The sequence below is a fragment of the Larkinella fluvii genome (genome assembly GCF_051857545.1).
Classification (GTDB): Bacteria; Bacteroidota; Bacteroidia; order Cytophagales; family Spirosomataceae; genus Larkinella.
The window spans coordinates 589,908-615,018 of the sequence record NZ_JBPZHB010000001.1 but is presented as its reverse complement, the minus strand read 5'-3'; the positions used below and the strand labels follow the sequence as shown (position 1 = coordinate 615,018).

Annotated in this window: 14 protein-coding genes; 5 read left to right on the top strand and 9 right to left on the bottom strand. The window is 53.9% G+C overall.

Annotation, left to right across the window (positions count from 1 at the left end):
- Positions 1-123: 123 nt before the first annotated feature.
- Entirely contained in the window at positions 124-1,653 is a 1,530-nt protein-coding gene (locus tag ACS5NO_RS02540; protein WP_439413683.1) for a glycoside hydrolase family 32 protein, read from the top strand.
- 20 nt (positions 1,654-1,673) lie between these two features.
- Here ACS5NO_RS02540 and ACS5NO_RS02535 read toward each other — a convergent pair whose 3' ends face one another.
- Both ACS5NO_RS02535 and ACS5NO_RS02530 read right to left on the bottom strand, forming a co-directional pair.
- Complete coding sequence (locus tag ACS5NO_RS02535) at positions 1,674-2,033, bottom strand: hypothetical protein (protein WP_114406907.1); 360 nt, start codon at positions 2,031-2,033, stop codon at positions 1,674-1,676.
- A gap of 128 nt (positions 2,034-2,161) precedes the next feature.
- Complete coding sequence (locus ACS5NO_RS02530) at positions 2,162-3,304, bottom strand: putative sensor domain DACNV-containing protein (RefSeq protein ID WP_138993733.1); 1,143 nt, start codon at positions 3,302-3,304, stop codon at positions 2,162-2,164.
- Positions 3,305-3,507: 203 nt separating this feature from the next.
- On the opposite strand from ACS5NO_RS02530, the gene ACS5NO_RS02525 reads away from it, so the two are divergent.
- A complete protein-coding gene (locus ACS5NO_RS02525; RefSeq protein WP_439413682.1) occupies positions 3,508-5,502 on the top strand; it encodes a PAS domain-containing sensor histidine kinase in 1,995 nt (664 codons plus the stop codon).
- A 242-nt stretch (positions 5,503-5,744) separates the two neighbouring features.
- Here ACS5NO_RS02525 and ACS5NO_RS02520 read toward each other — a convergent pair whose 3' ends face one another.
- Complete coding sequence (locus ACS5NO_RS02520; RefSeq protein ID WP_439413681.1) at positions 5,745-6,740, bottom strand: hypothetical protein; 996 nt, start codon at positions 6,738-6,740, stop codon at positions 5,745-5,747.
- A 321-nt stretch (positions 6,741-7,061) separates the two neighbouring features.
- Here ACS5NO_RS02520 and ACS5NO_RS02515 point away from each other — a divergent pair, with 321 nt between their 5' ends.
- Positions 7,062-8,396 (top strand): DUF2254 domain-containing protein, encoded by a 1,335-nt coding sequence (locus ACS5NO_RS02515; RefSeq protein ID WP_439413680.1) that lies wholly within the window; start codon positions 7,062-7,064, stop codon positions 8,394-8,396.
- A gap of 194 nt (positions 8,397-8,590) precedes the next feature.
- On the opposite strand, the gene ACS5NO_RS02510 is transcribed toward ACS5NO_RS02515, so the two are convergent.
- The 3 genes from ACS5NO_RS02510 to ACS5NO_RS02500 all read right to left on the bottom strand — a co-directional run bounded on the left by ACS5NO_RS02510 (position 8,591) and on the right by ACS5NO_RS02500 (position 11,251).
- Positions 8,591-8,992: a response regulator gene (locus tag ACS5NO_RS02510; RefSeq protein ID WP_439413679.1), complete on the bottom strand. Its 402-nt coding sequence runs from the start codon at positions 8,990-8,992 to the stop codon at positions 8,591-8,593.
- 186 nt (positions 8,993-9,178) lie between these two features.
- Positions 9,179-10,057 (bottom strand): alpha/beta hydrolase, encoded by an 879-nt coding sequence (locus ACS5NO_RS02505; RefSeq protein WP_439413678.1) that lies wholly within the window; start codon positions 10,055-10,057, stop codon positions 9,179-9,181.
- Between the two features lie 39 nt (positions 10,058-10,096).
- Entirely contained in the window at positions 10,097-11,251 is a 1,155-nt protein-coding gene (locus tag ACS5NO_RS02500) for an esterase (RefSeq protein WP_439413677.1), read from the bottom strand.
- Positions 11,252-11,528: 277 nt separating this feature from the next.
- Here ACS5NO_RS02500 and ACS5NO_RS02495 point away from each other — a divergent pair, with 277 nt between their 5' ends.
- Both ACS5NO_RS02495 and ACS5NO_RS02490 read left to right on the top strand, forming a co-directional pair.
- Positions 11,529-12,083, top strand: coding sequence for a DUF4468 domain-containing protein (locus ACS5NO_RS02495; RefSeq protein WP_439413676.1), 555 nt, complete (start codon positions 11,529-11,531; stop codon positions 12,081-12,083).
- A 3-nt stretch (positions 12,084-12,086) separates the two neighbouring features.
- The gene (locus ACS5NO_RS02490; RefSeq protein WP_439413675.1) at positions 12,087-12,587 is read left to right on the top strand and encodes a hypothetical protein; all 501 of its coding nucleotides are present in this window, start codon (positions 12,087-12,089) and stop codon (positions 12,585-12,587) included.
- Between the two features lie 133 nt (positions 12,588-12,720).
- Here the strand turns inward: ACS5NO_RS02490 and panD are convergent, their stop codons facing one another.
- The 3 genes from panD to ACS5NO_RS02475 all read right to left on the bottom strand — a co-directional run bounded on the left by panD (position 12,721) and on the right by ACS5NO_RS02475 (position 25,084).
- Positions 12,721-13,074, bottom strand: coding sequence for an aspartate 1-decarboxylase (gene panD, locus ACS5NO_RS02485; protein WP_114406898.1), 354 nt, complete (start codon positions 13,072-13,074; stop codon positions 12,721-12,723).
- Positions 13,075-13,172: 98 nt separating this feature from the next.
- Positions 13,173-18,419 (bottom strand): non-ribosomal peptide synthetase, encoded by a 5,247-nt coding sequence (locus ACS5NO_RS02480; RefSeq protein WP_439413674.1) that lies wholly within the window; start codon positions 18,417-18,419, stop codon positions 13,173-13,175.
- Between the two features lie 23 nt (positions 18,420-18,442).
- Positions 18,443-25,084, bottom strand: coding sequence for an amino acid adenylation domain-containing protein (locus tag ACS5NO_RS02475; protein WP_439413673.1), 6,642 nt, complete (start codon positions 25,082-25,084; stop codon positions 18,443-18,445).
- Positions 25,085-25,111 lie beyond the last annotated feature (27 nt).

Genomic DNA, 25,111 nt, shown 5'->3' with positions numbered 1-25,111 from the left:
CCGAGTGCTATACCTATGTGAAAGGTGGATGATGGCCGGGATGCGGTTTTGCTTCGGTAGCCCCTTCCGGCCCCATCTGCCGCCCGATGCATCCTATTTTGTACATTGACAAATCCTATCCGTATGCATAACTTGCTCGCTTTCGTTGGTATGTTGCTCCTGAGCAACTCCTTTTCCTTTAGCCAGATGAATCAACCCGTCGTTGCGGCAAGTCCGGAACCCCATCGCCCGCAGTACCATTTTTCGCCCAAAGCGCACTGGATGAACGATCCCAACGGAATGGTGTATTTCAATGGGACGTATCACCTGTTTTTTCAGTATTACCCCGACGGCACCACCTGGGGGCCGATGCACTGGGGGCACGCGACCAGCAAGGATATGGTGCGGTGGCAGGAACAGCCGATTGCCCTTTTTCCGGATAGCCTGGGGTATATCTTTTCGGGGAGTGCGGTAGTCGATGTGAACAACACGACCGGTTTTGGCAAAAACGGACAGACGCCCCTGGTGGCCATTTTTACGCACCACAACCCGGTTCTGGAAAAACAGAAGACGGGAAAACACGAATACCAGAGCCTGGCCTACAGCCTCGACGAAGGCAAAACCTGGACCAAATACGCCGGAAACCCGGTGTTGCCCAATCCCGGCATTACCGATTTTCGTGACCCGAAAGTGCGCTGGTATGAACCGCAGAAGAAGTGGATCATGACGCTGGCGACCAAAGACCGGATCACGTTTTATTCCTCCCCCGACCTGAAAAACTGGACCCGGGAAAGTGAGTTTGGCAGCACGGTCGGTGCGCACGGTGGTGTCTGGGAATGCCCGGATCTGTTCCCGCTGACCCACAACGGCAAAACCGTCTGGACGTTGCTGGTGAGCATCAACCCCGGCGGACCGAATGGCGGCTCGGCCACCCAGTATTTCGTGGGCGATTTCGACGGAAAAACCTTCAAACCGTATTCGACCGAAACGAAGTGGCTGGATTACGGAACCGATAATTACGCCGGGGTGACGTTCTCGAATACCGGTAACCGCACAATTTTGATGGGTTGGATGAGCAACTGGCAGTATGCCAACGTCGTGCCGACCAATTCCTGGCGTAGTGCCACCACCGTGCCGCGTGAACTGGGCCTGAAAGAAGTGAACAAAGAATTATTTCTGACGTCGGTACCGGTGGAAGAACTCGGCGCTCTGAATCAGGAAACCGTATTGGTCAACGACCTGACGGTAAAAGACCGCTATGAGCTGACGGCCAAAACCCGGAATGAATCGGGCCTGTTCCGGCTGGAACTATCCACCAAAACCGCCGGCGATTTTGCCATTGTGCTGGCCAATGAACAGGGGAATGAGGTGGTGATCGGGTATGATAAAACCGCGAATGCGTACTACATCGACCGGAGCAAAGCGGGAAAAACCGGTTTTGAGAAAGGCTTTGGCAAGCGGCATACGGCCCCACGGTTGTCGGTTGATCCGCAGATTTCGCTCACGCTGCTGGTCGATGTGGCTTCGGTCGAGCTATTTGCCGACGGCGGACTGACTGTGATGACGGACATCTTTTTCCCGGATACAGACCTCACCAAACTCGTTATCAAATCGGCATCGGGAATTATCATTCCGACCCTAGAATACACGAAGCTGACGTCTTCGGTAAAGTAGAAACGCTCGGAAGATATACGTTACGCCAACTGCTGGCGAATGGTCGGGAGGTGCAGCTTGTTCGGATCGGTCCGGAGCCGCAGTTCGGTGTATTCGTATTCTTCTTCAAACAAATCCTGAAGCTCATGGACATACTGGAGATACCGGCGGGTTTGCACACAGAGCCAGCAATTCATGCCCGGAATCAGGCGGGAATCTTCAAAAATCCAGGAGTTGGCAGAAGGGTCCGGCCAGTAGCCAAAAGCGATGAGCCAGGGTTTGGTGAGCTTGATGGGCTGGGGACGATTGGGCGGCTGAAGTTCTTTCAGAAGCGTTTCGGTCAACAGGACGGGCTCATTGTGAATGAGGTAATAGCGATTCGGTTTGGGACGGTGGAGCATCCTTCAGAGATAACGTGAGGTTTTACTAAAATACGTAGAAAAGCAGAATACAAGTAACTTGTATTAATAAATCGTTACATAAGTTTAGCAACCGGTACAAATCCGCTTAAAATAAGCGGATTTGTAGCTTATAATAGCAACGAATCGACCCGGTGGGCGTGTACCATCCCGTAGGTTTCCGACCAGGTAAATATCGTAAAACGACCGTCCTGCGAAGCCACCAGCGCCACCGCATCCCGTTGATCGAACACAAACTGAGCTGCCGACAGGTGCCGGGTTCCGCCCGTCTGCGTGGGTTGTACCTTCGCGGGTTTGTTGCCAATAACCGGTTCGGTCATGATAATCTGCTCCACCCGGTCGGTGGTTTCGGAGCGGCCTATTTTGGCACCAAATCCCAGCACTTCGTAGCGATCGTTGATGATGGTCGCGCCATCGACCGACGTCAGACCGGCAATGGCCTCGACGGCCAGATTAACCGCTCCCCGCCATACGTTCTGGCTGGCCGCGTCTGATTCCTGCTGCAACAGATCCGCCAGCCGGGAAAACACCGGCACCACCGGATATAAAATCGGTTGAAGAATGGAATCACGCCAGGACTGACTGACCGACGGAACCACCAGCAGCGAACCGCCCCGGCCGTGTGCCCGCATGGACACCGCCAGTTGGACCAGAATATTCATCGAATCGTTCCAGAACGACGGCAGTTTGAAACCGAGCATGGACGTGACGACATCCGGACAATCGGGCGCCCGGGCGGTGCCCTCGTCCACGATTTTAATCTGATCGCCTTTCAGAATGGCGACGTTGACAAACTTGCCAAAACCGTCCATCCGCCGGTGTTTGATGACGAGCAGACCGGGTTCGATCACTTCCAGCACGAGGCAGTTGCCCGGAATTTCACGGGTGGTTCCCCAGATGTACAATTCCTCGTTTTCGTGCCAGACGCCCAGATGAATTCCGGGGCGCTCGACGGCGGGGGCCAGTTTGGTCAGCACGGCGGGGGTAAACCGCAGGCGATACCCAAAAATCAGGGGTTCGCCCGCTTGTTCGGGGGGCAAAAAGGCCAGCGTCACTTTGGGAGAAACCCCTTCTTCGTGTCGCAGGCTGGCCCAGAAAGCCGTATCGATCATGGCTTCAATTTCCGGCGCATAAGGCTGATGCCCGGTGTCCTCCCCGCCATTGCGGGTTGCTGTCGCAAAATGATGGGCAAAATAAGTTTCTATGGTTCCGGATACCAGCCGGGCCGCCTGATAAGTTGATTCAGCGTACATCGTCTAAAGTAAGCAATATTGCACTGAAAAGATTCGAAAGCCGCTTTTTAGTTCCCGGTTTGAAAACACCCGGGCCGGAATATCAGCCGGTTATTCCAAAAGACTACCGAACGGACTACCGAAATGGTCGCAATCGCTGATAATTCAGCTACATTTGGTTATTTTTAAGGGTATATTACGTATATGAGCGAAGAAATTTACCTGTGGATACAGATTTAGGAAAGGGCGGGGACGCCCAGGACAGCACGGCCCAAGGAATGGCACGGGTGGACGAGCATTTTGGAAACCTCATTGCCCAGGCTCCGGTAGCCATCAGCATTCTGAGTGGCGAAAATCTGGTAATTGACACCGCCAACAACGCTATGCTGGAGCTCTGGGGAAAAGATGCCTCCATTCTTAATCATCCCCTGTCCGACGCCCTGCCCGAACTCAAGGATCAGGGATTCATCGACTTACTGAAAACCGTTTATGAAACGGGCGTTCCCCATTACGGGTTTGAAACGCTGGCGCAACTGCAGCGCAACGGTCAACGGGAAGACGCCTATTTCAATTTTGCCTATGCACCGCTGCGGGAAAACGGGAAGCACATCACCGACGTCATGGTGCTGGCTACTGAGGTAACTCCTCAGGTCCAGGCAAAAATGGCACTGAAAGAAAGTGAACAGCGGTTTCGCAACCTGATCGAAGAAGCACCGGCAGCCATGAGCCTGTTTGTCGGCCCGGATATGATCGTCGAACTGCCCAACGAAGCGATGCTGAAGTTTTGGGGGAAAGGAGATACGGTTATCGGAAAACCGCTCCGGGAAGCCCTTCCTGAGCTGGTAGGGCAACCGTTCCTGGATATTCTGGATGAGGTTTACAGAACCGGTGTCGAATTTTCGTCGCAGGAGTCCGAAGCTGTGCTGGTGGTGGACGGCAAACCCGGCATTTATTATTTCAATTTTACGTATAAACCGCTGCGCAATGCCGACGGTGAGGTGTATGCGATTCTGGACGTGGCCATTGACGTAACCGAACAGGTGTTGGCCCGCCGGAACGTGGAAGCGAGTGAATTGCGGTTTCGCACGCTTCTGGAGGCCATTTCACCCATGACCTGGACGAATACGCCCGCCGGTGAAGTCAATTTTTACAACCAGCAATGGTACACTTATACCGGGCTGGATTATGAGCAGACCAAAGCCTGGGGTTGGCAGGCCGTGGTGCATCCCGACGACCTGCCCTGTACCCTGGAAACCTATTTTAAATCGCTCAAAACCGGGGAGGTGTTTGTGGTCGAAAACCGCTACCGGCGAGGTTCCGATGGCATGTACCGCTGGCATCTGAACCGGGCGCTGCCCATTCGGGACGAAACCGGGGCCATTACGCTCTGGGTGGGAACGGCCACCGACATTCACGAACAGAAACGAATTGAAGCCGAACTGGAAAGTCAGGTGCAGGCGCGAACGCGGGAACTGAAAGAATCGAACCAGGATTTGCTCCGCTCGAACGAAAACCTGACGCGGTTTGCCTACGTGGCGTCCCATGATTTGCAGGAACCGCTGCGCAAAATTCAGTCGTTTGGCAGCCTTCTGCAAAGCCAGTATGCCTCGAACCTGGGCGACCATGGCCTGGATCTGATCAACCGCATGCAATCGTCGGCGGGGCGGATGTCGGAGTTAATCAAGGACTTGCTGGCGTATTCCCGCATCTCCACCCGCCAACAGACTTTTGAGCCGGTTTCCTTACCCACCATTCTGGCGAAGGTATTGGAAACGCTGGAATGGCAGATTCAGCAGGCCGGGGCCGTGATCCAAAGCGACGATTTGCCGACAATCAACGGCGATGCGTCTCAGTTGGGGCAGCTCTTTCAGAACCTGTTGTCCAATGCCATCAAGTTCAGAGAACCGGACTCCGCGCCCGCCGTTCAGATCAGCTACGCGAAACGGTCCGCTTCCGATTTACCCTCCAGTGTGCGCCCCATCCGGCAGGCCAGCCACTACCACCTGATCAGCATCATCGACAACGGGATTGGTTTCGACGAAAAACACGCCGACCGAATTTTTGAAGTGTTTCAACGCTTACACGGGAAATCGGCCTACAGCGGCACGGGCGTGGGCCTGGCGATCTGCCAAAAAGTAGTTGAGAACCACGGTGGAGCCATCTCCGCCCACAGCCAGCCCGGGCAGGGCAGCACGTTTCGGGTTTATCTGCCGGTGTGAATTATTAGTGCTAAAATAAATGATTGGCATTGCGGTATGAGTCGTATTGCAACCCCATTCGTCTAGGCAGGTGCCGATTTGGTTACCTCGAAGCAGGTAGTCAGTATCGGGTCAAAATATTCTCGTCTTACAAATCAAATGCCAAATCAGAAATAGCTTTACTCCATAAAAATGCTTTTCCCATTCCTAAATCTCGAAAGACCGATGTTTAGGAATGGGAAAAGCTTGTTCAGTTTGGGAAATTACTGCTGACCCTGGTTGAGTTGGGTTACATTGTAGGTATAAATATCCTTCATGGTAAGGCCTTGGTTCGTAATCCGATTGCTTTCTACAATCTGATTGTCCTCGTTCAGGATATACCCATATGACCAATCAAAACCGATCGTATTCGTCGGGATAAAGCGGGTTTGATAGCGTCGGGGAAGGTGCGTCCGTAGCTTCCCAAAAATGGGTTGAAACTCATCGATGTATGACAGATTCCAGGGGTTGAGTGGTAGGTTATCCACCACTAAACCTGTCCAAAGTTGGCCGCCAGGCCCCGTCGATTGCAAATTGCCCGCGTAGGGGCCGACTTGATCGTAAGAAAAAGTTGTCTCAAAGTCCTGCTCACTAACGGTCTTAATCAGGTCACCTTCCGCATTATAGGTCAAAACAACCTTATCATTGCCATTTTCTTTGATGGCTATCAATTTGCCTGCCCCGTTGTAGTGATAAGTCAGCACCGGCTCATAGCTGCCAGGCTGTCCGTCCATGCTGAAATTGAGGTACTTGGCCTCGTAACACCGACCACTGCCATCCAACTTATAAGTCCATACGGATTGTTTCTGAAAAATACCGTTGTTGTTTTTTTTAGAAATTGTTGCCGTAATGGTATTTTTGCCGTACGTATAGTCGAAACGTTGGGAGGAACCCCGGAGCACGGTCGCTACCTTTCCTCCTTCCCGAGGATATTGAAAGGTAATTTGGTGGGCATTTCCCTGCGAGTCCGACCCGTCTATTCTCTTCACCTGATACTGCTTGCGCATCTGGACCTGGCTGTTGGTCATTACCGATTCGCGGTCGGTTGGTTTGGCTGCTGGTGTCAGGGGATCTACTACCTGGTTTTTGTCACAGGAGGTTAAGCCTGTTGCTACACTTAGACTAAGTAAAACAATAGCACTCGATTTCATTAACTGGTTCATTGTAGTTGTTTTTGTTGTGATTGATTTATTGGACGCAACAAAGGTATGGCTGTCCAAATCGCCCGGCTACACCCAATCAACAGCAGGTAGCCATGCGTGCATAGTTAGCAGAAAGGAGCCGCTATGATCCATTTAGATTTGCCAGCACCGGGAAACATCCAGTTCCCGGCAGCGAACCTTCCAGGCTGGATCGATAATATTGGGAATACCTATCTGGGGTCTACAGATTTAAGTTTCGGGATAGTTTCTGGTTTTTTCAACTTTGAAGATGGACCAACGCCAGAATCATTGTGAAAACGTTCAATTTTTAAAACCAACATTTTCGCCAGTGAGGGAGTTGAAGCTTCAGTACTTATTTTTTTAGAGCACTCCCGTACAATGCAAATCCGACTTTATCAGTATTGGCAATCCCTACAGGAGTCGCTCTGGTTCGTTCCAACGCTCATGGTGCTGGCCTCCTTTGGAATGGCCTACGGATTGATCACCTTCGACGCTGAAACGTCCTTTGATGGCGCCAAGCGATTTCCGCTCTTATTCGGTGCAGGGGCCGAAGGCTCCCGGAGCATGTTAACGGCCATTGCCGGATCCATGTTAACGGTCGCTGCCCTGGTTTTTTCCTTGACCCTCTCGACCATTACCCAGGTAAGTAGCCAATATTCGCCCAGAGTGCTGCGCAATTTCATGCGCGACCGCAGCAATCAGGTTGTTATGGGTTATTTTGTTGGCGTATTCGCTTACTGTCTCATCGTACTCGGAACCATTCGCGGCACCGAAGAACAAAAGTTTGTCCCGTCAACAGCGGTTTTGATGGGATTGCTCCTGGCGTTGGGGGGCGTGGCCGCCCTCATTTTTTTTATTCATCACATCGCCGAATCCCTGCAGACAGGTACGATTGTGGAACACATCAGCCGCGAAACGATCAAGGTAATCGATGAGCTATTTCCCCGTGAATCTGAAAAACCGGTTGAAACACCTCCGGGAGATGCTGCTCGCTGGCACCGTGTCGAGACCCAGTCCGGCTGGCAACCGGTTTTATCCACAAAGGCGGGCTACATTCAGCACATCGACCTGGATGAGGTACTTCGCTGGGCGATCGACCACCGGGCCTTACTGCGTGTAGAGCAGGCCATTGGCTCTTTTGTTGGCGAAAAAGCACTGCTTTTCAGTGTGTGTTCCAACGGCGAAAAGCCCGGTAACTTCGATTCCAACCATCTTCATAAATTACTGGATCAAATAGCGATCGGCCGCCATCGAAACATCGAACAGGATGTCACTTTCGGAATTCAACAATTGGTGGATATTGCCCTAAAAGCACTTTCTCCCGGGATTAACGATACGACGACCGCAATTATGGCGATAGACTACGCAGGTGCCATTATGGAGCGACTGGCATCCCGAAATTTTCCTGCGCCGTTTCGCACCGATAACGGGCAACTTCGTATCCTGATCCGGCCCGTTGGCTTTGATCATTACCTCCGGCAAACCTTCGATCTGATCCGGATCAATGCCAAAGGAAATCACGCGGTAATCCGGCGTTTGATGCGTGCGCTGTCTTTAGTCGGTAGCCAGTGCCTGGACGATGATCGGAAGACCCTCATTCGCGAACAGGCCCGCCTTCTGTTGCAATTTGCGGAGCAGACGTTGACAACCCCCTATGAAAAGCGGCAAGTGCAGGCTTTGTATCATGAAATGGCGAGCTCCTGGTCAAACTGATCCTATTTGCTCATGCGTTACGCAAATCACAACTTGCCCTCTTTGATTCAGTCTTCGACTCGAATTGAATTCGACGGTTGCCCTAAGCTTTCTTTATGTCTTTTGAAGTTCTTTCTGGTAACCGATAAAACCAAAAGGGCTATTTTAAAGACATTGGCTGGTCGGCCAACCTGCTCTACCACTGGCGCACAAACCTATCCTGATCGCGAATCAAACAGAGGGCCACAAATCTGCTGGACAAATTCCTGCCAGGCGGTGTAGTCAGTCGGTTTGACCCAGCACCAGGAAACATCCAGTTCGCGGCAGCGAACCTCCCAGGTGGGGTCGATTTCGGAGCTCATCCAGGCAAACGGCACGCTTTTCAGCGCGGGTCTCGACCGGAGCAATTCCGTCAGTTCCAGCCCATCCATCCGGGGCAGGTGATAATCGATTAAAATCAGATTGGGAACCGCTACGGTGCTATCCAGATAGGTCAACAGGCTGGCTGCATCGCTAAACGGATTGAGCTGGCAGGTGCCGCCAATCTGCAACATGGCTTTTTGCATCAGCCACAAGTCATCTTCATCGTCGTCAACTACCAATACAAGTGGCTTCATAAAAATCTGTTAACGGGCAGACGCCTGTACAACAGGGGCGTTGTCGCACTTTCCCAGGACCGAGAAAAACTCGTTTTTCTTAAAACTCATTTCCGGCTGATTTGTTCGACATAGTATGAAGACTGGTACTCCAGGCCGTATTTGAAAGGCCGGTTGGTTTCATCCGACCCTTCAAATACCTTCATGTTATTGCGCAACCGTCACGCCATTCGTTTTCAACACCTTGTGAAAAAACAAAAGGTGGTAGGGCAGCGAGTTTTCCCAGTAGTCCCAGGTATGCCCGCCGGGGTGTTCGGTGTAGTCGTGGGGAGTCTGGTTGTAGACCAGCCGCCGGTGTAACTCCCGGTTGGGCTCGATCAGAAAATCATCCACCCCGCAGTCGATGATCAGCTTCAGTCCGTTGGCTTTCATTTTATCGGCCATAAAAACCACCGAATGATCGGCATACGGATCGGGCGTTTTGCCCAGCGGACCGAGAATCCGCTCAAACCGGGGCGCAATCTGTTTGGCAAATTCGGGCGTAATCCGCCAGTGCGTCGGGTTCAGATCCAGTGCACCGCTCATGCTCCCGGCGGCACAGTACAGATCCGGGTGGCGCGTCGCCAGATACAAGGCCCCGTGTCCGCCCATGCTCAGACCCGTAATGACACGCCCTTTCCGATCCCGAATCGTGCGGTACGTTTGGTCGATTTTCGCCAGCACCTCTTTCGTGAGATAGGTTTCAAACTGGCTGTCTTTCTGAAACGGACTGTCCAGGTACCCGCTCAGGTTTTCGCCCTCCGGGGTTACAATGATCAGGTTGTATTGATCAGCCAGGTTGTGCAGCAGCATTTTGTCGGGCGTACTCGATAGCCAGTCGCTGAACCGCCCGCCCCCGCCGTGGAGCAGGTACAAAACCGGGTAAGCGGCTTTGCTTTTGGCATAGGAATTCGGCAATACCACAGCCGCACGCAGGGTTTTCTGCATCACCGCACTGGGAATGTCCAGCGAATCGACTTTGGCACCGAACGAAACAGCACCAGTCAGCAACAGAGTGAAAAAGAGAAGGTAACGAAATGATTTCATGGACGGTTTTGGTCAAAAGTTGAGCAAATCAGAAAGCCCTTATCGGAAAAGCAACGGCACATATTCGTTGAGGTACTGCCGCCAGTTGGTCCAGGTATGCCCCCCCGCCGTTTCCTTGTACTGGTACTTGATCTGGTGTTTATCGAGCAACGCCATCGTTTTTTTATTGGCATCCATCACAAAATCGTCTTTGCCAATTTCAATCCAGAACAGCTTCTTGTTTTTGTTAAAACCGGGATCGTTCAGCGCACGGGCGTATTTGGTTTCGGCTTCGTCGATGGTCGCGCCGAAAAAACCGGAGCTGAACACGCCCACGTAATTGAACAGTTCGGGCCGGGACAAGGCCAAATCCAGCGTTTGAAAACCGCCCATCGATAGCCCGGCAATGGCCCGGTTTTCGCGATTCGGCTGCGTCCGGTAGGTTTTCTCCACATACGGCATGATTTCTTTCAGCAGTTCATCGGCAAACAACGCCCGCATCTGCTGCATCGCAGCCGGATTGGGCATTCCCGATGAGGGCGGAAGCGGCATGCTGCCGTTGGGCATCACCACAATCATGGGTTTGGCCTGCCCGGCCGCCAGCAGATTGTCGAGAATGAACCCCGCGCGACCGACCGTGGGCCAGCCGGAATCGTCATCTCCCCCGCCGTGGAGCAAATAAAAAACCGGGTATTTCGTCGTCCCTTTTTCGTAGCCCGGTGGCGTATAAACATGCATCCGGCGCGCCATGCCCAGCGTATTGGACTGGTACCAGACCTGCCGCACTTCGCCGTGGGGAACTGGGCGGTTGTCCTGAAAAACCGTCTCCGCTCCCGGCAACGCCATTACATTTTCCAGACTGCTCATCCCCTGCTTGATCACCGGATTTTTGGGGTCCATCGTCCGAACGCCATCGACCGTCAGCGTATACGTGTAGTAATCGGGTTTCAGGGGGCCAACCGTCACCGACCAGACGCCATTCGCATCTTTGGTGAGATTTAGCGGTTTCATAACCGTCATAAAGTCGCCCACCACCGTCACCTCGCTGGCTTTGGGCGCGTAAAGCTGAATCGCAACCCGGTTGTTGGTCAGCACTTTGGGCGATTTGAGCGTATCGTTGGGCGTGGGTTGCCGCGGGGGCGTTTGCGCCAGGGTCTGAAAACCCAGTAGTAGGGCCGCGATCAGCAACCCGCTGGAGGTAAGCATACGATTCATAAAAATTTCGGCTAAAGGTTGGTGTGCCAGTGGTGGCTTTCACCAAAAATAGGGAAAGGTTTCATATTGTAAAAAATACAGAAAGGTTTTTTGAAGTATTAGGAGATCAAGTAGTACATTTTTTTCCACCTGCGGTTCTTCTCCCTGCCCGCATCGATCCGTCAATTATCCGCTTTTCGACCCTGCTTATTCACCCAACACCGCCCGGTATCGCTTCCGGCTGGACTTGGCGGTATTCGCAACCGTATTTTTGACCGGAAATAACAAATACACTACGATGAAATTGATCCTCTTTACCTTGCTGCTTGCCGGTATGCTGAACGCAGAACCCGCCAAGGCCGATTGTCCACCCGTGGTTGCCGACGGCAAAATCCACGGCATTTTACCCGTCCTCAATCAAAAAGTGGCTTACGCCGAAGTCGTCGATTGCGGCAGTGTGTCGCAGATCGACCTGTTCCGACGCGCTCGGTTGTGGGCCGCAAAGTCGTTCCGGTCGGCTGGCGAAACCTTCAACGTGAGTGACAAGGAAACCGGTGATCTGGTCGGGAAAGCCGTTCAGGTCGTCACCCTGCCGCGTTCCGAAACCTCCGCCGGCGGTGTTTATTCCTTCCGCTACACCTTCGTCATCGAATGCGCCAACCGCAAATACCGGGCAACGATCACGCATATTGAACTCATCGAAGGTGGTATTGATTCAAAGTCCGTTCCGGTTGAAGTCTATTGCCAGAAGAATGACAAGGATTTACGGGCGATGTATACAGAACTCGACAAACACCTCAAAAGTGTGCTGGCGTCGCTTCAGGACGAGGTGAAAAATTACAAAGCGTTTTGATTCATGAACCGCACCGTCTCCTATTTTGCCGGTCCCGAACTGGTCTGGGTTCTGATGCTGGCCTTTACCGCCTTGCTGGCGGCTCGCAACCCGGGTACGGATGCCGGCAATGAGCAATTGCTGAGTTTTGGCTGGTTTTTGCCGCTCCTTGGCGTGTGGTTGTCGTTTGTTCCCCTCTTCTGGGCTCCCGGCAGCCCGTGGTGGTGGTTGCTCCGGATTGTCCTGGGCGGTTGCGTTGGCATTGTGATTTTGGTGACGATTCTTTGCGAAGCGGTCGATTACCACGACAGTCGCAATTCGGGCGTTGGCAGCGGCTATATCGTCTTCATCAGCCTGGGTTATCTGGCATTGTTCGCCAGTGCCGTTGTAGCCGCTTTGTTCTTTCTCACGAAGTGGAATTTTATGCCGGTGCTGAAATGGGGACTGATTGTCATCGGTGGTTTAACGGCTTTTTTCAGCCTGATTTTCTGGATTGCCTCCTTCGGAAAAAATGCGGCTTCCTGATCGACTCCTTCCATTTTTCCCATAAAAAACGCCCGGAAGGCGAACCTTACCGGGCGTTTTCAAGAAAGGCTGGCGCGTCTAAAACCGTCAGCGTTCTGTGTTACGGTACGTTTTTCGAGTTGGGTTAATGCAATCAGGCCGTCACCAGACGGTTGTTCCCATCGGGAAAAACGACCACTGGCTTGTACGATTTAGCTTCATCGGCGGCCAGCATGGTGTAAGACAGAATGATGATGATGTCGCCGATCTGCGCCTTGCGGGCGGCAGCCCCATTCAGGCAGATGATGCCCGTACCGCGTTCTCCTTTAATCACATACGTGATCAAACGTTCCCCGTTGTTGTTGTTCACAATGTGAACCTGCTCATGCTCAAGCATACCGGCCGCATCCATCAGATCTTCGTCGATGGTAATGCTACCAACGTAGTTCAATTCGGCCTGCGTCACCCGGGCTCGGTGAATTTTGGATTTCATTAGAGTTAGAAACATAGCTATATGGTTAGATGGATAAGATGCAATCAAAAACGCTACTCAGTACCCTAATTCGTGCTTGCAGAGTCTGATTCAAAACACAACCGTGTGCCGGTTTAGCATTGATCCAGCACATTCTGCAGAATCCGGGCAAACTCCTTATCATTGGGAGGTGTGAATAAATTCATGTGATCGCCGGGAACTTCATGGATTTTGATGCCTTTGCGCGCAAACGGTTTCCAGCCCAGAAATTCGAAGTCTTTCTTGTAGGCAATTTGCTTGGTGGCCCGGAAAAGCGTGATCGTAACGTCCTGAGGAGCCAGGCGGTAGTTGCGGGCCGCAATCCGGTTTGTTTCATTGACTTTGTAATAATTGCCATGAAACACTTTCAGGTAATCTTCATTATACCGAATCCGACGGTACCACTGATTGACTTTGCGTTTCAGCGATTCGGCTTTCTCTTTGATCGTTTCGCGGGGGTATTTTCGCAGCAGCGTAAAAATATACAGCCGCTCCTTCAGCAAGGTGGTCGAATCGGTCCACACCCGCTTTAACCACGGATCGTAGAAGTTCGATTGATCGGCGTACGAATCGAACATCGCCAGCAACTTCACCTCTTTGCCCCGCTCTTTCAACTGTCTGCTCATCTCGTAGGCAATGATCCCGCCGAAGGAGTAACCCGCCAGTGCATACGGCCCATCCGGATTTTTGGCCATGATGGCGTCGATGTAATAAGCCGCAATGGCTTCGATGCTGTCCAGCGGCTCGTCGTCGCTGTTGATTCCTTTGGCCTGAAGTCCGTAAACCGGCTGATCCGGGTGCATGTTGATGGCCAGGGTATTAAACAGCAACACGTGCAAACCGGCTCCGTGGACGATGTACAATGGCGTTTTCGTTCCCTGCGGTTTGATGGGCACCAGCGAATCCCAACTCACCGACCGGCCGTTCATGTGCAAGGTCGAAGCCAGTTTTTCGACGGTCGGGTATTCGAACAACAGCGAAAGCGGCAGTCGCTTGCCGGTTTTTTTCTCCAGCCGGGTCATCACCTGCACGGCAATCAGCGAGTGCCCGCCCAGTTCGAAGAAGTTGTCGAGTACGCTTATTTTCTCCAGCCGTAAACACTCCATCCAGATGTCGGCCACCAGTTTTTCGACGTCGGTCCGCGGGGCCATAAAATTGCTGCGGTTTTCGACCTCGTCCAGCATCGGATCGGGTAACGCCTTCCGGTCTATTTTCCCGTTGGGCGTCAGGGGCATCCGGGCCAGCACCACAAAGTTGTTCGGAACCATGTAGTCGGGCAGGTGCTGCCGGATTTGCTCTTTCCACACCTGAAGCTGCTCCTGCGGAACCACCAGATTGTGTTTGAAGGGGTTGCGGGAGACGTCCGTCAGCGATACGTTTTCGACCGAAATGGACGCAGGCCGGGCCGGAATCCGGTTCGGCTGGTCGTTCGGAATAAAAACAACGTCCAGCCGATTATCGGAACCATCACCCGCCCAGCGGACGTGCGTGGTAAACCGGTGTTTCTCACCCACCGCCCACAAGGTTGCCGGGTCGACGCTGACCGGCACGGGGGATAATTTTTGTTTGGCCTCCACCAGCAGGGTATCATCGCTTAAACCGTCGATGTCCTGAATCAGCGTATAATCTTCAGCGGTGCGGCTGTTGAAAACATGACGAAGTTGCACCACCGCCCCGGAATGGATCGAAAGGCTCTGTTCAAGGTTCTCCAGGGCGTAGTCGGGATTCCAGTCGATGACCGCATCGGCTTCGGCCACTTCGGGCGGATTGCCGACGTACAACCAGATGTCGTAGTGGTGTTTCGTGGTTTCGTTCAGGAATTTCCCTTCGCGAAGCTGAATATCGACCGCCGAGATGGCGGGAATGAGCTGCGGCAGAACGTAAAAATAAGCCGGGTCAGCCATGAGCTCATCCTCGATGAACAACCGCCGGTCAATGATCTTTTTGAAGTCCGCAACGGTATTTTCGGCCGATGAACGGGGAAACTGATCGAAGGTGTGGTGCATCCGCAGGGTTCCTTTGCCCTGCATGTCCCCAATAAAAATACAACCGCCCGGTGCCACTTTTTTAACGGCTTCCTCAATCACGCGTTGCAAATACTGGGTATCCGGAAAATACTGGGCCACGCTGTGAATCAGCACCAGATCGAGCGAAGCGTCCGGAACCGCACTGAAATCGTCGGCATTGCCAACGGCGGTTTTCACATTCCGCCACTTGGCCGCATCCAGCGCCAGCTTCTCCCGCAAATTTTCGATGGCCGTCGCCGAATAGTCCGTTCCGATGTAGAGCGTCGACGCGGGTGCCAGTTCAAAAAGCAACTGCCCCGCTCCGCAACCCACTTCCATAATCCGTTTCGGACCCAACGCCCTGATGCGCCGGATCGACTGCTGTACCCAGTCGTCAATTTCTTCCTTGACGTCTTTTTTACCGCTCAACTGCTCAGCAATGGCCAGTTCAAGCACCTGCTCCGACGACTTCTGCTCCTTTTCGTGTTCGACCCCAACGTTGTAAATCATGTCCCAGCGTTCCTGCCAACTGGGGGCTTTATCGTTCGTCGGAACCGACTCCGGCACGACGTAGGCCACCAGCACCTGATCGCCCGAGCGGGTCTCATGGGCAATCACCGCCGTTTGCTTCACCTCGGCGATGGTGCCGATGATGTTCTCGATTTCGCCCAGTTCAATCCGGTGTCCACGGATTTTCACTTGATGGTCGATCCGGCCCAGGCATTGGATTTCGCCATTTTCCAGAAATTTTCCCAAATCGCCGGTGCGGTACATGGTGCCGTCGGTCGATTTGTCAAACGGATTTTTCAAAAACCGCTCTGTCGTCAACTCCGGCCGGTTCATATAGCCCCGCCCTACGCCATCACCGCCGATGTAGATTTCGCCCACCGTGCCGGTCGGAACGGGTTTCAGAAATTCGTCCAGAATGTAGGCTTTCATGTTGCCGATGGGCCGACCAATGGTGATGATTTCGCCTTTCACAATCTGCTTGACGGTGGCCCAAACGGTGGTTTCTGTCGGGCCATACACGTTCCACAGTTCTGCACAGAGGGTCGTCAGTTTATCGGCCAGATCGTTCGAGAGGGCTTCTCCGCCACAAAGCGCCTTCACGGGCAACGGGCTGTCCCAGCCGGCATCGAGCAGCATCCGGTAGGTCGAGGGGGTGGCCTGAACAATGTTAACCCGCTCGGAGCGAACCACATCCAGCAACAACCGGCCATCGCGGGCAACGGCCAGATCTACCAGCAACACGGTGGCACCTACCAGCAGGGGCAGGAACAGCTCCAGTCCGGCAATGTCGAATGAGATGGTCGTAACCGCCAGCAATACGTCGTCTTCGCCGATACCGGGGGCCGTCATCATGCCCCACATGAAATTGACCAGATTCCGGTGTTCGATCAGAACGCCCTTCGGCTTTCCCGTCGAACCGGAGGTGTAGAGCACATACGCCAGGTCCGGCCCCGCAGCCCGGCCCACCGGTTCTTCCTTCGACAGTGTTTTTGAATCCGCCAGGGCTTTTTCAATCACCAGTTCGGGCGACTCGCTTTTCAGCCGACCCTGCTGGCTGGCCGACGTCAGGAGAAGTTTGGCCGACGAGTCGGTCAGCATGAACGAAAGCCGTTCGTGCGGGTAGGCCGTATCGAGCGGTAAATAAGCGGCTCCGGCTTTCAGAACGGCCAGCAACGCGATCACCATTTCCGGCGAACGGTCGACGGCTACGCCGACAATATCCCCGGTCTGAATCCCGGTCTGAATCAGGTGGTGCGCCAACTGATTGGCGGTTTCGTTCAAGGTCCGGTAGCTGATTTCCTGCTGGTTAAACCGGATGGCGGTTTTAGTCGGGTATCTGGCTGCGGTTTGGGCAATGAGATCGTGAAGGGGCGTTTGTTTCGGATAATCGGCTTCCGTATCATTCCACTGATCCAGTTGTTCGCTCAGTCTGTTTTCCGAAGCAAATGGAATCTCCCCGATCATCACGGACGGGTTTGCGACAACGGTTTTTAACAGATTGGTAAAATCATCCATCAGCCGACCCATCGTTTCCGCCCTAAAAAGCTGCGTGTTATACGCGCATTCCAGCGTCAGGGCTTTTTCGGAACCGGTGGCATTGAAAAACAGCTCGAAGTTTTCGTACGCTTTGGGATGGCTGATCAATTCGTGCGTCAGGCCCTGAAAATGAACGCCGTCATTCATTCCCATATCGATGTTAAAAACGATGGGAACCAGCGGGATCCGTGACGCATCGCGCGGAATGTTCAGCTTTCTGACCAGATCGCTGAAGGTGAGCCGCTGGTGTTCGTAGGCGTCAAAAACCGACCGGCGGCACGTCTTCAGAAAGTCGATAAAAGTGCTTTGCGGTTTTAGATGACTGCGCAACGGCAGAAGGTTGACACAGTTGCCCACCAGCCGGTTGTTTCCCGTCACCGATTGCCCGGCAGCCGGTAGACCCACGACAATGTCCTCCTGGCCAGACAACCGGTGCAGCAGCACTTCAAAAGCGGCCAGCAGGGTCGTTACGAAGCTGCACCCGGCTTTCAATCCCATTTTTTTGATGGCCAGCACCAGTTCACTGTCCATCGGGTAATCCAGCCGACCGCTTTCAAACGTGCGGGTGGCGGGGCGCGGGAAATCGGTGGGAAGGTCGAAAACCGGGACGTTTTCTTTGTATTGATTAATCCAGAAATTCTCAATGCGCTGGTACTCTGCGCTCTGCGAAAAGTCGGCTTGTTCGATGGCGTATTGCGCAAACGAAGGCGCGTCCGGCAATGTCACGGGCATTCCCAGAACGTAAGCCGAGTAAAGAGCGCTCAGATCCAGCAGCATCGCTCCCATCGACCAGCCATCCCGCGCACTGTGGTGGGCGGTCAAAACTAGGCGGTGTTCGTCATCAGCCAGTTTGAATATCGCCGTTTTAAACAGCGGACCATTGAGCAGATCGAAGACGTGTAAAGTCTCTTTCTGAATATAATTGTCCACCAGAATCTGTTTTTTTTCGTCCGTCTTCGTCGAAATATCCAGATAGGGTACCGGTATCGCCAGTTCTTTGTAAATGCACAGATATTCCCCATCTCCGCTAAAAACCATTCGCAGTGCTTCGTGCCGGTCGACCAGCGTCTGGATCGCCCGCTCCATGGCAACCCGGTCGAAAACGCCTTTAAAGACGACCGAAGTCAGCATGTTGTAAGCACGGGTGGCGTTGTCACCACCCAGCAGACAAGCCGTCCAGATTTCTTTTTGCGGTTCCGTACTGGGCGCTACGCGCGCAATTTCCGGTCCGGCAAACGGATTAAAGTCAACGGTTGTTGTCACGGTTGGGGTCGGTATATTTTCCGTCATCACACAAGCTGGTTTAGCGTACCTTATAATTTAATCTGTAAAAACGTTCCGGGTTTGTCGGGATTGGCGATAAACCAGGCGGGGTTTCCGTCCGTATCGCGACCCAAACGGGCTTCCGGAACGGGCGGTTCGTGGTAGTGGCCGGATGCCATCATTTTGTTTTCCTTCGGTTGACGGACTGGCGCAATGGATTTGAAAATATCCGCATCGATCATTTCCTGAATGCATTCCCGGAACGCGGCCAGCACCTGATCAATTTCGGCATCGGTATGCGCTTCGGTAATGAAACACGGAAAACCGTCCCAGATGTGAATGCCTTTTTCGCGCATCAACACGAACAGCAGCTCGCTATACGGTATTTCTTCTTTGGGCTTGATTTTCCAGAGTGAGCCAAACTGGGCCACATACAACGGAATTTGATGGCGGTCGAATTCGGCGTTTAACTCCCGCGCAATCCGTTCGGCCTTGTGGGTCAATCCTTTTTGCAAACCCGGCCCAACGTCCCGCAGGTGCAGCAACGAAGCCTTCGCCGTAGCCAGAGCGAGGGGATGCCGGACAAACGTACCGGCAAAATAGGTTACACCTTTTTCGGGAAATGATGCGTCGCCGTATTGCCAGAAACCACCGTCGAGCACATCCATGTAGTCTTTATGACCCGCAATGATCCCGATCGGAATGCCACCGCCCACCACTTTTCCGTAGGAAGCCAGATCGGCTTTGATGCCAAACATCGCCTGTGTTCCACCGGGATGCATCCGAAAACCGGTGATGACTTCATCGAAAATGAGCGCCGTTCCCGACGATGCGGTGATGTTCCGAACTTCTTTCAGAAAGTCGATCGGCACGAATTCCGGCCGACGGCTCTGCACCGGCTCCACCAGCACAGCCGCCAGTTCGTGCGCCCGTTCCCGGATAATTCTCAGACTTTCATCCGTGCCGTAGTCCAGAATCAGCATGTTCTGAACCGACTCGGGCATGATGCCCGGTGCGGCCGGAAACGATTTCAGTTTTTTGGTTCCCCGCACAATCACTTCATCGACAATGCCGTGGTAGGAACCGGTGAAGGCCACCACCAGCGAGCGCCCTGTAACGGTCCGCGCAATCCGCATCGCACCCAGCACGGCTTCCGAACCCGTGCTGCACAGAGCCGCCCGGTCGAAACCGGTGAAGTCACAAATCAGTCGGCAAACCTCGCCCGCCAGTTCGTGCTGTGGGCCGATTTCAAAGCCCTTTTCGATCTGCTCGTGCAAGGCCTTCTTCACAAATTCGGGCTGGTAGCCGAACATGTTGGAGCCAAACCCGTTGAGCATATCGATGTATTCGTTACCGTCAACATCCCACAACCGACTGCCCTGGGATTTATTGATCACGATGGAATAGACCAGTTCTTTGGTTAGCGGCTTGAATCCCGAAACCACCCTCGGATCGGCCATATAGGCCCGGTGCGCCTGGTTGTAGTTTTTACTCCCGCCGGTTTTCTGGTTATACCGACGAATCAGTTGTTGCAGGAAATTCTTTTGTTTCGGGCTTAATTCCGTACTCTGACGCTCGATCCGGGCACTGGCTCCAAACGGTTTTTTAATTTCAATTTCCTCTTCCGGCGTCAAATCCGACGTTTTGGCCGGAACCACCGATTCAGTCAACGCTTTTCTGTTCGGGGCGGGCAGGACGGTCGGAGACGCGGGTTGATTTCCCTGCATCATGGCAATCTGTTTGGCCAGAATCTGCACCTGCTGGGCCATTAAATCCAGAACCGTGTCATTCGTGCCGACGGCAACGGCTGCCGGAACGTGATGGGCCGGTGACGGAGCCGACAGCTGCGGAATGGGCTGCGAAACCGGTTTCGGTGCGTAATGTTCTGCCGGTAAGGTCTGGTCCAGATACGCAACCAGACTGTCGATCGTGGCGTATTCTTCATTCAGTTGCCGGAATGTGATGGGCAGACCAAATTCTCTCTTTAAGGTGATGGAAACCTGGGTGAGCAGCAACGAATCGAGTCCCATTTCCAGAAAACTCAGGTCGGGCAGCACGCCTTCCATTTCAAGGCCGGAAGCTTCTTCCAGCATTTCTTTGACCTTATCGATCAATGCGTCTTTTCTCATCACAACAGGGGGGGATATAGTAGTATTTGTAACCGGGCCGTCCGTCGGCGAAACCGCAAAAACTGACCCGTCCGGGGGATTGATAACCGGCTGTGGGGGCGCGATGGGGTCAACCCAGTAGCGTTTTTTATCAAAAGCGTAAGTCGGCAAACTGACTTTCACGCGGTTTTGGTTCGAATAGAAGGCTTTCCAATCGGGTTCCTGGCCACTGGTCCACAGTTGTCCCAGGGCTTTCAGCAGGGATTCATACTCCGACTGCGTCCCCTTTTTATCCAGACTGGTAATGATGGTGGCTGGTCGGGAACCGGCCTGCTGGCGGGCAAAGGTCGTCGTGGCATTGCCGGGGCCGACCTCGATCAGCAGCGGTTGACTGAGAGCCAGGCTAAACTCCAGGGCCTCCGAAAAGCGCACGGTCAAACGCAAATGTTTCGCCCAGTAATGCGGGTCGGTTGCCTGCGCATCCGTCAGCAACGTGCCGCTCACTGTGGATATGATGCGCTTTTGGGGCGGGTTCAATACCACCTCGTCAACGATTTTCCGGAACGAGGACACCACGGGTTCCATCATCACCGAATGAAAGGCGTGGCTCGTCTGCAACACCCGATTCGGAATTCCTTTTCCGTCCAGAACGCTGGCAAAAGCCGCGATGTCTTCGTCGTGACCGGCCACCACGCACAGTTTTTGGCTGTTGATGGCGGCAATCGACAGCGGCTCCGGCATGAGATTCCCGATTTGATCGGCTTCCATCCGAACCGACAGCATGCTTCCCCGGGGCAGTTCGCTCACCAGCCGACCCCGAACCGCAACGAGTTTCAGCGCATCGGCCAGCGAAAAAACGCCCGCCAGGTGGGCCGCCACAAACTCGCCAATGCTGTGTCCACACAACAGCGACGGTTCAATGCCCCAGCTCATCCACAGTTTGGCCAACGCATATTCGGTTACAAACAAAGCGGGCTGGGTAAACCGCGTATTTTTCAGTTTCTCTTCGGCTTTGGCATTCCCCTCGTTCGGGTACAAAACCGTCCGGATGTCGGTTTCCAGGTACGCACTCAACCCTTCGGCACATGCGTCGACGGCCTGCCGGTAGACGGCTTCGTTTTCGTAGAGGTCGCGTCCCATGTTCAGATATTGCGAGCCCTGACCCGGAAACATAAAAACCACCTCACCCGGTATTTCTTTGAGCGATTTTACTTCGTGTGAAGACCCCGAACCGGCCAGCAGTTTTTCGGCCAGCTCGTCGGTAGTGGAAGCCACCGCAAACCGCCGGTGCTGGAAAGCTGCCCGGGTGGTTTGCAGCGAGAAGGCCACATCCGCCAGCTTCAGGTGACGGTTTTCCCGCAGATGGTTCGCCAGAATCGGGCCGTACAAATCCCGGCTGGTGGTTGATTTGGCCGACCAGGTTATCAACTGCACCGGTTTCTTCGTTGCCGGTTCGGCTGCGGTTTCAACCGGTATTTCCGTGGGATATTCTTCCAGAACCACGTGTACATTCGTGCCGCCGACACCGAATGAGCTGACACCGGCCCGGCGGGGATCGGACGTTTGCGCCCATTCTGTCAAGGCCGTATTCACGAAAAACGGACTGTTGCCGAAATCGATCGCCGGGTTGGGGGCGCTATAGTGAATGGACGACGGAATCTGTTTGTGGTGCAGGGCCAATACGGTTTTGATAAAACCGGCCACGCCAGCCGCCGTGGTCAAATGCCCCATGTTGCTTTTGATGGACCCGATGGCGCAGAACTGGGTGGCGGTTTGTGCGCCAAAAGCCATTTTCAATCCCTCGATCTCGATGGGATCACCAATCGGCGTGGCGGTTCCGTGGGCTTCCACATACCCGATGGTAGACGGATCGACGCGGGCATCCTGGAGCGCCATCGCAATGGCTCCTGCCTGTCCTTCGGCATTCGGAGCGGTGAAACTGCCTTTGCTGCCCCCGTCGTTGTTGATGCCAACGCCTTTGATCACCGCCAGAATGGTGTCGCCATCCCGCCGGGCGTCTTCCAGCCCTTTCAGCAACACAATGCCTGCCCCATCGCTAAAAACCGTACCCCGTGCGTCGGCACTGAACGGGCGGCAGTGGCCGTCGTTGCTCAACATGGCGCCTTCCTGGTACAGATACCCGCTGTTGATCGGCTGGGCAATGGCCGCCCCCCCCGCCAGCGCCATGCCGCACTGCCCGTTCCGGATGCTGTCGACGGCCTGGGCAATGGCCAGCAGCGAGGTCGAACAGGCCGACTGCACCGTCACCGCCGGGCCGCGCAGGTTCAGCGCATACGCCGTGCGGGTGGCGATGTAGTCTTTATCGTTGGCCGTCATCACCTGAAAACTGCCAACCCGTTCCACCAGCTCCGTATGCGGCAGCACGTTGGTGTAGTAATAGGTGTTGTTGCGGCATCCCCCAAAAACGCCGATCGAGCCGTCGTACTGTTGGGGAACGTAGCCCGCACTTTCCAGGGCTTCCCAGGCGATTTCCAGGAAGATGCGGTGTTGCGGGTCCATCAATGCTGCCAGGCGGGGATTGATGCCGAAGAAGGCCGGATCGAATTCGTCGGGTTTGCTGATAACACCCCGGGCTTTGACATAGTCCGCGTCGTTCCGTAATCCGGGGGGAATGGACGCGTCCAGTTCCGCTTCGGTGAAGAAGTGGGTCGTTTCTTTTCCTTCTTTCAGGAGCGTCCAGAGGGCTTCGATGGAATCGGCGCCTGGAAACCGCCCCGCCATGCCGATCACGGCGATGTCCTGCGTTGCCGCCTTTTCTTTGCGCTTCGGGGTCTGGCTTTGGCTCCCGTCTTCCGTTCCCAAAAAAGCCGCAAGGCCCTTGATGGTCGGCTGCTGATAGAGTTTTGTGATGGGAACGCTATAGCCAAATCGTCTTTTTAAACCCGCTACGGCCGAAATCGCCAGCAACGAATTACCGCCCAGTTCAAAGAAGTTATCCTCCCTGCCCACTTTGTCCAGTTGCAGGAGTTCGGCCCATACGGTTTCGATCTGGCGCTCTATAGGTGAAACCGGTGCCGTATAGACGTCGGATAGCGACGCCCGTTCGAGTCGTGGTGTCCCCAATGCTTTTTTATCCACTTTGCCATTGGCCGTCAACGGCAGGGCGGCCATTTGAACGAACAGGGACGGCAGCATATATTCGGGAAGTTTGCCGGCCAGATACTGCCGGATGGCTCCATTCGTAATCTCGCGGTTAACCACCACGTAAGCGACCAATCGCCGGTCGGTTGTCCGGTCGTCCTGCACAAGGACAACGCATTGGTCAATGGCTTCATGCGCTCCGAGGACGGTTTCGATTTCACTCAACTCGATGCGATGCCCCCTGATTTTAACCTGATCGTCGATGCGACCCACAAATTCAATCGTTCCATCGGCCCGGTATTTGCCCGTATCGCCGGTTTTATAAACCCGTTCCCCCGGTTTTGTGCTAAACGGATTGGCAACAAATTTCTCCGCCGTCAGCGTACGGTTATTGAGATACCCCCGCGCCACGCCCGCACCACCGATGTAGATTTCGCCCGTTATGCCCGCGGGAACCGGGTTCCCATCGGCTCCAACGATGTAGACTTCCGTGTTGGCGATCGGTTTTCCGATGGGCACGACTTCCAGTTCGGCCTCCGCCGGATACCGGTATTGAATCGAACTGATGGTGGCCTCGGTTGGACCGTATTTGTTGTAGAACCGGACCAGCGAACCCCAAGATTGGGCCAGATCGGGCGGACAAATCTCTCCGGCGGCAACGACTCTTTTTAAACTGCCGTAGGTCGCAGCGGGAATGTATCGCAATAAACTCGGCGTTGAATGCAGGTGCGTGATGCGTTGTTCCTGCATCAGGCGCACCATTTCATCGGGATTGAACAGCGATTCTTTCCGGATCAGCACCAGTTTCGCGCCGTTGCAGAGCGCCAGAAAAATCTGTTCGACCGACGGATCGAAGGCATAGTTGCTGGTTTGCAGAATGGCGTCATCGTCCTGAATACCAAACTCCTGCGATTGGTTCTGGATGAAGTTACTCAGGTTCCGGTGTTCGATCAAAACCCCTTTTGGGCGGCCCGTCGATCCGGAGGTGTAGATCACATAAGCCAGATGATCGGACGACAAGGCGGTTTTTATGGGTTCCGTCGGTTCATGCGCGATCGCTTCCCAGTCGGTGGTCAGGCAGATCGATTCAACCTCCTGGTTGTGTTTGGGCAGCCTTGTACCGGAAGTCGAATCCGTCACAACCAGTTGGGCCGCTACATCGGACAACAAATACTGAATGCGTTCGGCCGGATAGTCGGGGTCGATGGGAACGTAGGCCCCACCCGCTTTCAGAATCCCCATGATACCGATTACCAATTCCAGCGAACGGCTGACACAGACCGGCACCAGGGTTTCTTCTTTTACCCCTTTTTTTCGTAAAAAACCGGCTAACTGATTCGACTTTTCATCCAGTTCCAGGTAGCTGAGCTGACGGCTCTCAAACTGCACGGCAACCCGATCAGGCGACTTTCTTACCTGCCCGGCAAACAAGGCTACGACGGTTTTGTCCAAATCGAAACTCATTTTTGAGAACTCGTCCATGTTTATCAAACCGGTTGAAAGTGTATG

What these genes read in the sequence shown, in the direction of transcription:
- ACS5NO_RS02535 (WP_114406907.1), bottom strand. Translation starts at nt 2,033, where the DNA reads ATGCTCCACCGTCCCAAACCGAATCGCTATTACCTCATTCACAATGAG.
- ACS5NO_RS02490 (WP_439413675.1), top strand. Translation starts at nt 12,087, where the DNA reads ATGAACCGCACCGTCTCCTATTTTGCCGGTCCCGAACTGGTCTGGGTT.
- ACS5NO_RS02475 (WP_439413673.1), bottom strand. Translation starts at nt 25,084, where the DNA reads ATGGACGAGTTCTCAAAAATGAGTTTCGATTTGGACAAAACCGTCGTA.
- ACS5NO_RS02505 (WP_439413678.1), bottom strand. Translation starts at nt 10,057, where the DNA reads ATGAAATCATTTCGTTACCTTCTCTTTTTCACTCTGTTGCTGACTGGT.
- ACS5NO_RS02530 (WP_138993733.1), bottom strand. Translation starts at nt 3,304, where the DNA reads ATGTACGCTGAATCAACTTATCAGGCGGCCCGGCTGGTATCCGGAACC.
- ACS5NO_RS02480 (WP_439413674.1), bottom strand. Translation starts at nt 18,419, where the DNA reads ATGACGGAAAATATACCGACCCCAACCGTGACAACAACCGTTGACTTT.
- panD (WP_114406898.1), bottom strand. Translation starts at nt 13,074, where the DNA reads ATGTTTCTAACTCTAATGAAATCCAAAATTCACCGAGCCCGGGTGACG.
- ACS5NO_RS02510 (WP_439413679.1), bottom strand. Translation starts at nt 8,992, where the DNA reads ATGAAGCCACTTGTATTGGTAGTTGACGACGATGAAGATGACTTGTGG.
- ACS5NO_RS02500 (WP_439413677.1), bottom strand. Translation starts at nt 11,251, where the DNA reads ATGAATCGTATGCTTACCTCCAGCGGGTTGCTGATCGCGGCCCTACTA.
- ACS5NO_RS02495 (WP_439413676.1), top strand. Translation starts at nt 11,529, where the DNA reads ATGAAATTGATCCTCTTTACCTTGCTGCTTGCCGGTATGCTGAACGCA.
- ACS5NO_RS02515 (WP_439413680.1), top strand. Translation starts at nt 7,062, where the DNA reads ATGCAAATCCGACTTTATCAGTATTGGCAATCCCTACAGGAGTCGCTC.
- ACS5NO_RS02540 (WP_439413683.1), top strand. Translation starts at nt 124, where the DNA reads ATGCATAACTTGCTCGCTTTCGTTGGTATGTTGCTCCTGAGCAACTCC.